Below are 15,037 nucleotides of genomic sequence, written 5' to 3' on the forward strand. Positions count from 1 at the left end.
AGTGTTTGAAAACGAAGGTTATTCCCTGTTTTTTACCAGTACCCATCCGTTATATTTGGTCTGGGTATTATTTTTATCGTTCTCGGTCCATGAAATGGTATACCAGTATGTTCCGGTAAGGACTTTTTTTCCTCCTGAGGTACCGTTCCATTTAAAATTTCTTATCTGGTCTGCTATGTAAAGCTGATTTCCATATCTGTCATAGATGGTAAATACCAGGTTTTTCTTATAGGCCAGTGCTGAGTAGTCTATCTCATCATTGATATTGTCACCGTTAGGCGTAATGACATTGATAAGATTCGGAACCGTTACCTGTACTTCTACCGGATTACAGTCGTAAGCATCTTTTACGTATACTTTAGCTTCTCCTCTCGGCAGCCCGGTGAATACATTGGAATCCTGCCAGTTCACACCGTCAATAGAATAGCGGTATGGGCTTTTGCCTCCATTGGCACTAATGGTAATGGTATTATTGGAAATCTCTATGCCGGTAATTACGGGCTGTTCGGAAGAATAGACACGAACATTTTGCAGGGTATAGCATTTTCCTGTTTTTAATTTTACCCAGTACATTCCCACGCCTACGCCCTGAATACTCTGTGTTGTAGCACCGGTGCTCCATTCATATCCGTCAAAGCCCGGGCCAGCATCCAGAGTAGTCCTGTCTTCGATACAGATGATCTGGTCTTTCAGGACGGTAGATTTTACCGGAGGCAATACGATCAGATTGATTTTTGAAATGGCAAAACATCCATCCGCACTGGTTACCCTCACAAATACAACACCGTTGGCTGAAATATAGGCTGCAGGATTAAGGATTTCATTCGTCTGGCTCAGCGCATTGGCATTGGTGGTATAAAACTTCTTCGTAACCCCCGTCTGCGTTGAAACAGCCGCTGTGGTGAGGTCGAATGCAGCTGTAGTGATATTGGTGTCAATATAACAGGATTCCAATGTGGCATCCTGTACCACTACTACAGGTAAAAAGTCTAATGTAATCACTGCATCATCTGAACATCCTTCAGAAGATGTCACTTTTACATATACCTTTCCGGGACCTGAAACGTAAGCCGTAGGATTCATGATCTGATTGGTGCCTGCGTTCAGGTCATTCATGGTAGGGTAGTATTTTTTCGTAGCTGTTGGCTCACTGAAAACATCAGCCAGCGTAAGATCGAAGGTTCCAGTACCTGCACCGTTGTTGTTACAGGCAAGAAGGTTTGCATCTTCAGCGACAATATTCCCCTGCTTGAATTTAAAAGGACCAATCTGTGTACAGCTGTTGATTGGGTTGCTTGGGTTGGCAGGATCCTGATAATGGATGCTGTAGTAATAAATATCGGTTCCGTTCACCGTAACCGGAGCTGTAATAGGGTTTGCTCCTGTAAGGGCATCATTCGAGCTGTAATGGTATGAAACCTGGAAATTAGGGTTTCCATTAAGGATTCCGTTAGTTAAGGTTGCGAAATCAAATGTTGTAGGTAACTGGCATTTCAGGATTTCATTAGGTGCTCCTGGAGTAGCACTGGCATTGCCGGGAGCGACAAATGGATTTGGAGTTAAGTTCGGATCTGTAAAAGGGGAAGCCAAGGTAGCGGTTCCGCCCCAGGTAAGGGAGAATCCCATAGTATTACTGGAGAAATTATCCACAATCATATAATAGGTTTCACCGGGAAGAACGTCCATATATTTTACGAAACGGTCCCCTCCTGCACCTTCTGTCGTATCGGTTGAAGTCATGTTGAGTCCTGTAGGGCCACCGCCAGCAGCATATGAACATCTTACGGGTGTACCGAGACTGCCGCACTGAACATTGGGACCATAAACAGCCCAGTCATAATCAGTACTTACCGGGTTATTGGGATCTACGGTAGGATCGATCACGAAAGTAAGCGTACCTCCTGTAGCGATAGTAAATTTATACCATACCGAGAAGTGTTCTGTGGACAGGCATCCTCCCAGAGGGCTCTCCTGTGTATTCCCGTACCCACTTGGCGTATAGGATTGCCCTGCATTTCCACATACTGCAATTGCAGTCGCACAATCAGATTGTGAGAAATACAGGTGTGACAAGGATAAAAGTAAAACGAGTAGTAACTTTTTCATTTTAGAACAGTTTTGATAAAACAAATGTAATGAAAATATTAAAATTATATTATTTTGTACTTATATATAAAAAACCGCTTAAAAAAGCGGTTCTTGTTGTTATGAGGAGATCTTTATTCTCTGTTTTTTACCATCACCCAACCGGAATATTTGAATGGGGTATTCTTTTTGTCATTTTCATTCCAGGTTACTGAATACCAGTAAGTGCCAGTTGGAACTTTTTTGCCTCCGGAAGTACCATCCCACTTATATCCGTTGGATTTATCCGCCTGGAATATTTTTACTCCGTATCTGTCGAAAATACTGAATACCAGGCTTTGTTTTCCTGCTAATGCGGAATAATCAATAACGTCATTGATTCCGTCACCGTTTGGCGTAATAACATTGATCAGGTTAGGCACGATTACGGTTATGTGGATCGGATCACAATCATAGGCATCTTTTACATAGATCATATTATCGCCTCTCGGTACATTGTTGAATACATTGGAATCCTGCCATTTGATATTGTCCATTGAGTATTTATACGGTGGAGTACCGCCTGCTACACTTACTGTAACAATATTGTTGGCAATATCAATATTGGTGATTACAGGCTGTTCGGACGGATATACCTTTACGGTCTGCAAACTTACACACTCTCCTGTTTTCAGCTTAACCCAATATGTACCCACTCCCACATTGGTGATGGTACGTGTAGTTGCTCCCGTGCTCCACTCATATCCGTTGAATCCCGGCCCTGCATCAAGGGTCGTGGTATCTTCTATACAGATGATTTTATCTTCCAATACGCTGGAATACACTGGAGGAAGGACGATTAAAGTGACTTTAGCTACATTATAACATCCGCTGGAGTTGGTTACCCTCACATATATTACGCCGTTAGGAGCTATGTACGCTGCCGGAGTAGCAATTTCATTGGTCTGGTTTACAGCATCTGTAAGTGAAGGATAATATTTTTTGGTCACGCCGGTCTGAGTTGTAACGGCTGCGGCTGTAAGATTGAAAGAAGCTGTAGCAGGGCTGCCTTCAATAAAACATGATCTCAAGGTAGCTTCTGTTACCGTAACAACAGGATTGAAGTTTAAGGTAATCTGAGCATCGTCAGAACATCCTTGAAGCGTGGTTACTTTAACATAAACTGTACCTGTCGAAGATAGGTAGTTGGTAGGAATCGTAATTTCATTGGTACCGGCATTAAGGTCCGCAAGGGTAGGATAATACTTCTTAATTGCTGTAGGGTCCGTGAAGACGGCCGCTGCGGTAAGATCATAAACCGCTGTTCCTGCATTGTTGTTGTTACAGGCGCTTAGTGAGGCATCCTGTGCAACGATATTTCCCTGTTTGAATTTAAATGTCCCGGTCTGCTTACATTTGCTGATCGGACTGTTGGGATTAGCAGGATCTAAATAGCTGATACTGTAGTAATATACGGTAGTGGTATTTACGGTTTGTGGAGTCGTGATAGGGTTATTACCGGTAAGCGCATCATTCGCTGAAGTATGGTAACTTACGACAAAGTTCGGATTTCCGTTGATGATTCCCGCAGATAATGTACTGAAATCAAAGACAGCAGGGCTGGAACATACAATCACTTCATTTGGTCCGTTAGGGGTAGCATTCGGGCTTCCCGGCGGAACGAAAGGATTGGGCTGTATTGCAGAAGTAAACGGTGAAGACAGCGTAGCTGTTCCTCCCCAGGTAAGCACAAATCCATTGGTATTGGCAGAGAAATTATCTACGATCAGATAATAGGTTTCCCCGGCAACCACATCCATATACTTACAGAACCCATCGCCTCCTGCGCCTTCCGAAAGATCCGTTGCTGTCATATTAAGGCCGGTAAGGATTCCGCTTGCTGTTGAAGCGTATGAACATCTTACCGGAGCACCTAAGCTTCCGCATTGTTTGTTCGGACCAAAAACTGCCCAGTCATAATCTGCCTGTGCATTAGGAGTAATCAAAAAAGTTAGGGTACCGCTGGTAGATACTGTAAACGTATACCAAACGGAATAGTGCTCAGAATAAAGGCATCCGCCTCCCAGGGGGCCTTCCTGTACATTTCCGTATCCACTTGGTGTGTACGAAATCGCAGAATTCCCGCAGACAGCAAGACTGGATGTACAGTCTGACTGTGCATAAAATATCTGACAGAACATCATCAGAAAAACGAGTAAAACTTTTTTCATAAGGGGAAATTTGTAGCAAATATAAAAAAAAGTTGCCTTTTATTTAATATTTACTTAACATAAATATTAAAACGTAAATGGTGTATTAATATTGCATCTTTCTCAATTTCGGATTAGTAATTCCTACAATCAGAGCAATAAGAACCGTCATGGATCCCCCGAATACTACCGAACGTACGACGCCAAGCAACTTTGCCATAAGCCCGCTTTCAAACTGGCCCATTTCATTGCTGGACATGATGAAAATTGAATTCACACTAAGAACCCTTCCCCTGATATGGTCAGGAGTCTTAAGCTGGACAATGGTCCCACGGATCACCACTGAAATCCCATCAAGCATCCCACTCATTACCAGGAACATGAAAGAAAGCCAATACAGATGGGATAATCCGAAGCCTATGATGCAAAGCCCGAATCCGGCTACTACGGCCAAAAGGATCTTGCCCTGGTTTTTTCTCAATGGAATAAGTGATAATACGGTAATGATACACATAGAACCAATGTCTGAAGCTGCATTCAGCAGCCCGAAACCTTCTGCACCTACTTTCAGGATGTCTGTAGCGTACACCGGAATCATAGCCACGGCTCCTCCGAAAAGTACCGCAAACATGTCCAGGCAGAGCGCACCCAGAATCTCTTTTGTTTTCAGGATGTAAGTAATCCCTTCGCCCATGCTCTGCATCACGTTTACCGTCTCCTTTTTATTTTCAGAATATTGTTTATTGAGTTGCCAGAAAAACAGCGATGCAATAAATATAAGCGAAATTATCACCACCAGTGTCCACTGTACTCCGAAATACCCGATCAGGAAACCGCCTATGGCATGCCCGCAAACAGAAGAGATGAGGAAAGTTGCCTGGTTCAGGGTAACCGCATTGGGAAGGTTTTCTTTTTTGACGATTTTCGGGATCATCGAAGGTACAATAGGTCCTATGAAAGCCCTTGCGATGCCCGTGAAAAAAATAACACTGTAAATGAAGTAGGTGATTTGGTGGCCTGTAAAATGCAGTTCCACATTCAGGAAAGCCGGGATTAGTAACAGGCCTATCAAAAAGACATAAGCATAATTACAGATTAGCAGCAATCTCTTCTTTTCATTCATATCAATTACATGGCCTGCATATAATGCGCAGCTTACTGCAGGGATCACTTCAGACAGCCCGATCAGACCAATGGAGAAAGGATCTTTGGTCAGCTGATAAACCCACCATCCCAGTAGTGTTGCCAGCATCCTGAAGGCTAAAACGATAAAAAATCTTCCCGTAAGAAGATTTCTGAATTCTATATTTTGCAACGTTTGTAACGGACTGAATGAAATCATGCACAAAAATAGCCCTAAATATTCATTCAGGGCCTTATATAAGATATATTTTTAAATGATAAATCAAATAATATACAAAAGATGGTGTCTATTTATCAGCTCTCGATGAGCTCAATACCAATGCTGCCACTCCGGCTGCTCCGATTACTACTGCTCCTGCACTTACTCTTGCTTTCGATCTGTCTTTAACGGCTGCTACATTGGATTTGGGGATGATCACTACGGTGCTGTCTTTTTTACCGGCTGTTCCCACGATATTGTCGCCGTCTATATTACGGAAGAGCATTTTCTGCTTTTTAGAACCGTCTTTTAGGGTTACCACATACATTTTGCCGGCCTCAAGGTTCGAATAATCGTTTTTTGAAATGTCTTCAGTATATTTTGTGGTGGCGCACGACGAAATGACGAATAGGCTTGTTAATAAAGATGATTTAAAAAGTACAGGTGCTTTCATTTTTATTTTTTAGGTTTTTCAAATTTATAATTTTTTTTGAATATACGTTTTCGGAATTGAAAAAATGTGCTTAAAGTTTATAAACTTCTAACAAATCTGCAATTTTCCTGTCATTGGCAAGCCTTGGAATCTTATTTTGCCCTCCCAGCTTTCCCTGTGATTTTGCATAGTCCTGAAATGCATTTTTTTGCAGGTAGGAAATCCTGAGAGGCTGAAGGATATTGCCGGAAATCAGATCGTCATAATAGGTATTACGCTGCCTCATCTGAAGGTCCAGCTCATGTCTGAAAGCTTCCGGATTTTCCGGTTTTTTTTCAAATTCAATCAGCCATTCATGGTAGGGAAGGCCTTCCTCCGGATTTACCTGCGGAGCCAGATGGAACTCAGTGATTTGTGCCGGAAATTTCTGAAGGGTAGCTTTAATGGCTTCTTCTGCTTCAAAAGCGATCACATGCTCACCGAAAGCTGATGTGTAGTGCTTAGTCCTCCCGCTTACCAGAATTCTGTACGGATCTTTGCTGATGAAACGTATCACATCCCCAATCGAATAGGCCCATAAGCCTGAATTCGTCGTCAGGATCATGGCATAGTCTTTATTGAGCTCAATATCTTTTAAGGTCAGCCGGGAAGCACCGGGTTTGCCATACTCTTCAAGAGGAATGAACTCATAAAAAATACCATGGTTGGTGAGCAGCAGAAGCCCTTCCCGGGTATAATCGTCCTGGAATGCAAAAAAGCCTTCAGAAGCAGGGAAAGTCTGGATGATGTCAACCATTCCGCCTAAGAGGTCTTCCATCTTTTCACGGTAAGGCTCATAATTAACGCCACCGGTAACGATAAGCTGGAGGTTCGGGAAAATCTGTTTGATTTTTTTGCCGTGCTTTTCCGTTAGCTTTTCGAAGTACATGATCAGCCATGGCGGGATGCCGGAGATAAGCGTCATGTTTTCATGCTCTGTTTCCAGAATGATCTGGTCAACTTTGGTTTCCCAGTCTTCTATGGTATTGGTTTTCCAGCTGGGAAGCCTGTTTTTCTGAAGGTACCCAGGAATATGGTGGGCTACGATCCCTGACAGCCTGCCGGTTTTCACTCCGTAAAGGTCCTCAAGCTCCGGGCTTCCCTGAAGGAAGATCATTTTTCCGCCTACAAAATCTGCATTGTTTTTTTGTGCAATATAATGAAAGAGGGCACTCTGCGCACCGGCAACCTGGAAAGGCATTCCTTCATGAGAAATGGGGATATATTTTGAACCTGAGGTGGTTCCTGAGGTTTTGGCGAAATATTCCGGGATACCGGGCCATATAATGTTGGCCTGGCCTTTCTTCATGCGTTCTATATATGGCTTCAGGTCTTCATAGTCTGAAACGGCAACCTTCTTCTGGAAATCTTTTACAGAATGGATGTTTTCAAAATCACGTTCTCTTCCAAACAGCGTTTTTTCAGCTTTTCTCACCAGGTCCAGTAAGAGCATTTCCTGATCCTGCGGGGCATTGTTTCCCGATACACGGGCTTTGCGGACATGTTTTTTGGCCCATAGGAGCGCTGCTTGTTTTTTGAGGAAGTTTAGCATAGTCCAAATTTATAAATAACTGAATAATCTGAACGCATATTTAAAGCAGGATATGAATAAAAAAAACCGATGAATGAATTCATCGGCCTTCGAAATTTGATTATGAAAATAACAACTATATATAAGTTTATTTATTTGCTTTGTACCTTTTATCCGGAGTACCATCCTTCTTAAGCATTTTATTTTCCTTATATCTCTTATCCGGCGTACCGTCCTTTTTCAATTTGGTGACAGGTTTTGCCGTTTTTGTTTCAGTAGTTTTTACCGTCTTAACGGTTTGTTGTGCAGTTTTTGCCGGCGCTGTCTGCTGAGCCGTGGCAAGTCCCAGTCCTAGAACTAATGACATTGCAGTTAATAATTTTCTCATGAGATGGGTTGTATTTGTTTTCTTGATCAAAGATAGATAAAAACCAGACTGAAAATTCTGCCTTTTAGAAACTTAACTAAAGTTTATTAGTGCTTAAAAAAAGATTAAACTAAGGCAGTCACTAAAATAAAACCTGCTTCTCAACTGAGAAGCAGGTTTTAATATAATTCATGAATATCGGGCTTAACGAGTACAGTTAGCTGTCCAGGTTTTACCGTCTCTCGTGTAGAGGATTTTCAACTCATTATTATCAATCCTGATGTAAGTACTTGTATTAGAACCTACCATTACCAGTGTATTGTCACCTGTTTGCTGAAACTCTACCCCGTTAAGATCCGGAATATTATTTGAAAACGCAAAGTTATACTTTGTTCCACTTGCGATTTTAGTTACAAATACGCTACCGTCATTCGCACTGATGGAGTTGCTTCCTTCTTTATAAGATATACTACCTCTGTAGGTTCCCGCAAAGAAGTCATTGTTGGCAGGATCGTCATCATCGCTGCACGAGGTGAAAGACAATGCCGTGAAAAACACCAGCATGAAAAGTCCTAAGATTTTGATTGCTTTTTTCATAATATCATTTCTTTAGTTGTAGAGGTTACTTTTCAAACGGCATGCCACAAAAGTGGAATTAATTCGTTTTTAACGTTTGTTGGCCTTAATAATAAAGGTTTTGATTTGGTTCGATGATGAGATCCTATGGCACAGAAATTGGCTTTTAGCATTTCTGAATCACGAATTATCCATACCTTTGCATATAGTATACGGTTTCGGAAAGTTTCGGAATCGCATTCTTATTTATACCGATTTTATTTTATGCAGTTAAAAACCATCAATGAAAAATTTCTTCCGTACCTCCTCCAAAAAGAATTCGGGAAGGAAATTTTTGACAGGCTGGACACTCAAAAACATATTGCCGTAAAAGGAAGTGCAGGATCTGCAGTTTCCGTTCTTGCTGCCGAACTTTACCTTACCCGTAAAAAGACATTGCTGTACATTACTGATGATAAAGAGGATGCTCTTTACATCAATACTGAAATGGAGGGATTGCTGGGAAAAGATAAGGTGCTGTACTTTCCTGCCACTCACCTGGAGCCTTACCAGGTAGAAAAGACGCAGAATGCCAACCTGGTTTTAAGGACTGAAGTGCTGAATAAAATGAGCTCCGGTAAAACGCCAAGGGTGATTGTTGCCTTTATAGGTGCTTTATCCGAAAAGGTATTAAAAAAAGAAGATTTTAAAGCGATTTCACATCAGATCGAAGTCGGCAATCAGCTGGATTTTGATTTTGTGGACGAACTGCTGAACCATTATCATTTCCAGCAGACGGATTTTGTTTCCGAGCCGGGAGAGTTTTCAGTGCGAGGAGGGATCGTGGATGTTTTTTCTTATTCAAATGAACAGCCTTACCGGATTACATTTTTTGGCAATGAAGTGGAAAGCATCCGTACTTTTGACATTGAGACCCAACTCTCCGTAGGTAAGGTAAAGGAATTCCAGCTGGTATCCAATATGAATTTTTCAGTAACCGGAAGCCGGGTTTCACTGCTACAGCTTCTACCTGACGACAGTTTTATTATTTCTAAAAATGCTGTGGTGGGACTGGGCAAGATCAAAACCTTTTATGAAAAGGCATTGGAAAAATACGGCACCCTGCATCAGGATATTGCACACCGTGAACCTAAGGAACTCTTTATTTCCGATGAAGAATTCCTGTTCGATTACAAGAAATTCAGGACCATTGATTTCAGCAGTGTGCCTATAGAAGCTTTAAAAGATCAGTCTGAAATTATTCTGGAGCAAACTGCCCAGCCCTCTTTTCATAAAAATTTTGAACTCCTGGCCGAAGACCTGGAAAAAAAACAGTCAGAGGGTTTCGATACCTGGATCTCATTCTCTACAGAAAAACAAAAGGAAAGGCTGGAACTGATTTTTGAAGAACTGGAACGAGAAGTGCCTTTCAAGAGCTTTACTTCAGAACTGCATGAAGGATTTGTAGATAACAGCCGAAAGATCATGATCTATACAGACCATCAGATCTTTGACCGCTACCAGCGTTATAAGGCCAAAAATACATTTGCTAAATCTGAACAGCTGACGCTCAAGGATCTCATGTCCCTTAAAATAGGGGATTACATTGCCCACATCGATCATGGGATCGGGAAATTCATGGGTCTGGTGAAGGTAAATAATGACGGTAAAATACAGGAATGTTTTAAACTGACCTACAAAAACGGCGACCTATTATATGTAAGCATTCATTCCCTTCATAAAATTTCCAAATACAATGGCCCGGAAGGCAGGGAAATAGTCCTGAGCAAACTCGGTTCGCCGGCATGGAAGTCTTTAAAACAGAAAACTAAAGAAAAGGTAAAGCAGATTGCCTTTGACCTTATTAAATTATATGCCCAGAGAAAATCGGCCAAAGGATTTTCTTATTCACCGGATTCCTATCTGCAGAATGAGCTGGAAGCCAGCTTTATATACGAAGATACACCGGACCAGGAAAAAGCAACCGTCGATGTGAAGAAGGATATGGAAGATTCCACGGTGATGGACAGGCTGGTATGCGGCGATGTAGGATTCGGTAAAACCGAAGTGGCTATCCGTGCAGCGTTCAAAGCGGCCACGGACGGCAAACAGGTTGCTGTATTGGTTCCTACCACCATTCTTGCTTTTCAGCATTATAGGAGCTTCAAAGACCGGTTAAAGGATTTTCCGGTTAATATTTCCTATCTCAACCGTTTCAGAACGGCAAAACAGAAATCCGAAACCCTGGCAGCCCTGAAAGACGGGAAAGTAGATATCATTATCGGGACACATCAGCTGGTAGGCAGCAGTGTCAAGTTTAAAGACCTGGGCCTGTTGATCATTGATGAGGAACATAAATTCGGTGTTTCCGTAAAAGACAAACTGAAAACGCTGAAAACAAATGTGGATACGCTTACGTTAACTGCCACACCTATTCCAAGGACTTTGCAGTTTTCTTTAATGGCTGCACGAGACTTGTCCGTTATTAAAACACCTCCGCCCAACCGCCAGCCTGTGGATACGCAACTGGTAGGATTCAATGAGGAAATTATACGCGATGCCGTTTCCTATGAGCTTCAGAGGGATGGGCAGGTTTATTTTATCAACAATAGAGTGGAAAACCTTAAAGATATCGCCGGCCTGATCCAGCGCCTCGTTCCGGATGCAAAAGTCATTACCGGACATGGTCAGATGGAAGGAAAGCAGCTGGAAAAAAATGTCCTTGATTTTATGGAGGGCAAATATGATGTTCTGGTCTCTACAACCATTGTAGAAAGCGGAGTGGATGTTCCTAATGCCAATACGATCTTCATTAATGATGCCCACCGGTTCGGGATGGCAGACCTTCATCAGATGAGAGGAAGGGTAGGCCGGAGCAACAGGAAAGCATTCTGCTATTTGATTACCCCGCCTTATGATATGATGACTGCCGATGCACGGAAAAGACTCGAGGCCATTGAACAGTTTTCAGATCTGGGAAGCGGTTTCCAGATTGCCATGAAGGATTTGGAAATCCGGGGTGCCGGAGACTTATTGGGTGCGGAACAGAGCGGTTTTATTAATGAAATGGGTTTTGAAACCTATCAGAAGCTGATGCAGGAAGCCCTGGAGGAACTGAAGGACGATGAGAATTTTGAAAATCTTTTTGAAAATGAAGAAGACCGGCAGAAACTGTTCAAGAGTACCAAAGATGTTAATATTGATACTGACCTTGAACTGATGCTTCCGGATTCCTATATTTCCAATACCGAAGAAAGACTTCTGCTGTATCAGAAGATCGCTGAAATAGATAATGAGAAGGACCTTCAGAAATTTGAGCTTGAACTGACAGATCGTTTCGGGGCCTTGCCGAAAGAAGCTGTAAATCTCTTGAAGAGCGTCTCACTGAAGTGGCTCGCTGCAGACATCGGTTTTGAAAGAATCGTCATGAAAAATGGTATTTTCCTCGGTTATTTCCCGGCTAATCCCCAGGATAAGTTTTATCAGACCGATAAATTCAGGCATATCATCAGTTATCTCACCCAGAACCCTGCTGAAGCCCAGCTAAAAGAGAAGGTAACCAAAGACGGAAACCATCTGATGATGAGAAAAGATAAGATTAAGAACGTTGATGAGGTGAATAACCTGTTGAAATCCATTCTTCAGACCAAATAATTTAATTGTTGTTTTAAGGAATAGATCGTCACAAATAAATTAAGATCACATGAAAGTTTCTTTCACGTGATTTTTACTTTGAATCATTAATCCGTGAAAAAATTAGGTACAACCCTACCAGGTCACCAATTCAATTGTTTTTTTTGTGGTTTAAAGCGATGATTATTGTATTTTTTTTATTAAATAGGGCTATTGTTTGGTAAATTAATTTTTAATAAGATAATTTTTTTTATATTTGGTGCCATTAAAAATTAACATCTATGACAAACAATTATTTTCTGAGAATTTTTGCGATTCTTACCCTTGGTTTTTTTATTTCCTGTGACAATACTACAGATGATCCGCCTAACCAGAACAAAAATACCTCATCTTCATCCTCATCTTCTTCGGGAAGTAGCGGTATTACCGGTCCCAGAATCCTTGAAAAAGTTAATATAGGGAATACCACTGTAGAGGAGTACAGCAGTACTTCCGGGGTTTTGTACCAGGCGGTTATCAGGGATAACTCCAATTCAGATGCTATAACTGCCACGTTAACATACAATAATAATAAGGTTGCCAAAATAAAATACATTGATAATAAATCTACTCATGTTATAGATCACACCTATTTAATTACCTATACCAATGGTAAAATTACTTCCATGTCAATGGACAACCCTGTATTTAACGTAAACAATCACAGTGATTTCACTATTTTTTATGATTCAAACGGGCAGTTGTACCGTATTGTGGAAAAGAAAAAATTAGGAGGCAGCAGTGTCTATACCCATTATATTGAAGATAAATTTACATTTGCTTCCACGAATGTGGCAAAAGTAGAACACACTACGATGTTAATGGATAATAACACTCCGGATCCTACAACAGCTATCACCTTAGCTTATGTATACGATTCTTATGACAGTAAAATCAACCCTTATACAACACTTCCGAAAGAATATCTTATGGTGACCAGTACTTTAATGGCCCAGGTTAATTTTTATATGCTTTCCAGCAATAATGTCGGGAATATTACGATCCAGAATCCTTTAGGCCCTGCGATACCGGTACCTAAAACCTATCTTTATGATGCTCAAAATTATCCTGTATCTGATCAGAGCCAAAGTGTAAAATATCTTTACAAAGCGTTATAATCGTTTTTGATTGCAATTTTTACCGTAAAACAGGCTGTAAAATATTTTGTATTCAAAAAAAAGTTATATTTTTGACCGAATAAATAATCCCCTTAAGGAATGAAACGACTCTTTTACTTTATTTTATTGCTGGCCGGTCTTTCTGCCGTGCATTCTTGTAAAGATCTGCTGGATGAAAATGGCGATCCCCTGTTGGATATCAATGAAAACACAGGGCTGAACGGACCTAGGGCATTGTTCAGAGAAATCACGGATTCAGATACGCTGGCAGAATATCATTATAACGGGTCGTTGCTGTCCAGAGTGATCACAGACAGTGCTTCAATAACCGATGTGATGTGGAGCGGAGACAAGATCAGCAAAATCACTTTTAAAGGTTTCCTGGATCTGGACGGAGACGGAGATCTGGATAAGGACAGCATCTCTTATACCCAGCTTTTCACGTACGGTAACAGCGGAAAACTGGAAACGATTTCAGAGAACAGATCATTCTTTAAGAGAACTACCGTACCGCCATCTACCACGCCGGGACCACAAACTTTGTACAAAAAGACGAAATCGCTTTATACACTTAAATATGCGACAGCAACCAACAAGCTGGACTCCATTATCATGAGAAATGGTCCGGATGCTCCGGGAACTGTAGGTTTCCAGGATTATTCCAAAACAAAATATGAGTATCTGGGAGACAATATCTCAAAAGTAACCAGAAAATACGGTCCTCTTAATGGAAGTGCTTTCGGAAGCGTTCTTACGGCCTATTCTTATGAGTATACCAATTATGATGATAAGATCAGTCCTTTTACGCTGATTCCTTTCGGATATAAAATTTCAAGGATTTTATCTACAGAAAGGAATGATCAAGAAAGCAGTATGCTTTCACCAAACAGCCCGAAAAGATTGTCTATCACCGATCTGATGGACCCTGTTCCGACGCCGGTGATATTCTCTACAGATTATAATTATGACGCACAGACGTATATGACGAAAGGGTTTGGTGTTAATTACATTTACAAACCGTTGTAATACGATTTCCAAAAATATCAAGACTCAATCCTTACAGGGTTGAGTTTTTTATTTATATATCTTAATTTTGCAAAAAATTTCTTCATGAAATATTTAATTGTCGGGCTGGGTAATAAAGGCGCTGAATACGAAAACACAAGACATAATATAGGTTTTAAGGTAGCTGATAAAATCGCAGAAACCCTTGATGTTTCTTTTAATACAACCAATTTTGGCTGGATGGCTGATGGGAAATACAAAGGAAGAAGAGTTTTGGTACTGAAGCCGGATACTTATATGAATCTTTCCGGGAATGCGGTGAAGTACTGGATGCAGAAAGAGAATATACCGTTGGATCATGTGCTGATTATTACTGATGACCTTGCGCTGCCATTCGGAACGCTGCGGATGAAAGCAAAAGGCTCGGATGCGGGGCACAATGGGCTGAAAAACATTAATGAAGTCCTGCAGACCCAGAATTATGCCCGCCTTCGTTTCGGAATTTCTGCAGATTTTTCAGAGGGAAGACAGATTGATTATGTTCTCGGTACCTGGAACGAAGAAGAATCGGGAAAGCTTCAGGAAAGAATAGAAAAATTTGCCCAGGCTTCCCTGTCATTTGTTTTTGCAGGAATCAACAATACCATGTCAGCTTTTAACGGGAAATAACACTTGCTATTATGGTGTTGTCATCGTGGGAA

At 41.3% G+C, this 15,037-nt stretch carries 11 protein-coding genes; 4 read left to right on the forward strand and 7 right to left on the reverse strand.

Annotated features, from left to right (window positions below; translation table 11 throughout):
- Positions 1 to 18: 18 nt before the first annotated feature.
- From QE404_RS17825 to QE404_RS17855, 7 genes are all read right to left on the reverse strand, one after another.
- Complete coding sequence (locus QE404_RS17825) at positions 19 to 2,106, reverse strand: T9SS type B sorting domain-containing protein (RefSeq protein WP_307452805.1); 2,088 nt, start codon at positions 2,104 to 2,106, stop codon at positions 19 to 21.
- A gap of 113 nt (positions 2,107 to 2,219) precedes the next feature.
- Positions 2,220 to 4,295 carry a T9SS type B sorting domain-containing protein gene (locus QE404_RS17830; protein WP_307452807.1) on the reverse strand — a complete coding sequence of 692 codons (2,076 nt, stop codon included), beginning with the start codon at positions 4,293 to 4,295 and terminating at the stop codon, positions 2,220 to 2,222.
- 85 nt (positions 4,296 to 4,380) lie between these two features.
- On the reverse strand, positions 4,381 to 5,616 hold the full coding sequence (locus tag QE404_RS17835) for an MFS transporter (RefSeq protein WP_307452808.1): 1,236 nt from the start codon (positions 5,614 to 5,616) through the stop codon (positions 4,381 to 4,383).
- An 88-nt stretch (positions 5,617 to 5,704) separates the two neighbouring features.
- Positions 5,705 to 6,070: a hypothetical protein gene (locus QE404_RS17840; RefSeq protein ID WP_307452810.1), complete on the reverse strand. Its 366-nt coding sequence runs from the start codon at positions 6,068 to 6,070 to the stop codon at positions 5,705 to 5,707.
- Positions 6,071 to 6,140: 70 nt separating this feature from the next.
- Positions 6,141 to 7,640, reverse strand: a complete 1,500-nt coding sequence (locus tag QE404_RS17845) for a GH3 auxin-responsive promoter family protein (RefSeq protein WP_307452812.1) — start codon at positions 7,638 to 7,640, stop codon at positions 6,141 to 6,143.
- A gap of 127 nt (positions 7,641 to 7,767) precedes the next feature.
- Entirely contained in the window at positions 7,768 to 8,007 is a 240-nt protein-coding gene (locus tag QE404_RS17850; protein ID WP_307452815.1) for a hypothetical protein, read from the reverse strand.
- Positions 8,008 to 8,190: 183 nt separating this feature from the next.
- Complete coding sequence (locus QE404_RS17855) at positions 8,191 to 8,583, reverse strand: hypothetical protein (RefSeq protein WP_307452817.1); 393 nt, start codon at positions 8,581 to 8,583, stop codon at positions 8,191 to 8,193.
- Between the two features lie 243 nt (positions 8,584 to 8,826).
- Here QE404_RS17855 and mfd point away from each other — a divergent pair, with 243 nt between their 5' ends.
- From mfd to pth, 4 genes are all read left to right on the forward strand, one after another.
- Positions 8,827 to 12,195 (forward strand): transcription-repair coupling factor, encoded by a 3,369-nt coding sequence (mfd, locus tag QE404_RS17860; RefSeq protein ID WP_307454039.1) that lies wholly within the window; start codon positions 8,827 to 8,829, stop codon positions 12,193 to 12,195.
- A 260-nt stretch (positions 12,196 to 12,455) separates the two neighbouring features.
- Entirely contained in the window at positions 12,456 to 13,331 is an 876-nt protein-coding gene (locus tag QE404_RS17865) for a hypothetical protein (protein ID WP_307452819.1), read from the forward strand.
- Positions 13,332 to 13,430: 99 nt separating this feature from the next.
- On the forward strand, positions 13,431 to 14,357 hold the full coding sequence (locus tag QE404_RS17870; RefSeq protein ID WP_307454041.1) for a hypothetical protein: 927 nt from the start codon (positions 13,431 to 13,433) through the stop codon (positions 14,355 to 14,357).
- An 84-nt stretch (positions 14,358 to 14,441) separates the two neighbouring features.
- Positions 14,442 to 15,005, forward strand: coding sequence for an aminoacyl-tRNA hydrolase (gene pth / locus QE404_RS17875; RefSeq protein WP_307452824.1), 564 nt, complete (start codon positions 14,442 to 14,444; stop codon positions 15,003 to 15,005).
- Positions 15,006 to 15,037: the final 32 nt, after the last annotated feature.

The sequence above is a fragment of the Chryseobacterium camelliae genome (assembly GCF_030818575.1).
Taxonomy (GTDB): Bacteria; Bacteroidota; Bacteroidia; order Flavobacteriales; family Weeksellaceae; genus Chryseobacterium; species Chryseobacterium camelliae_A.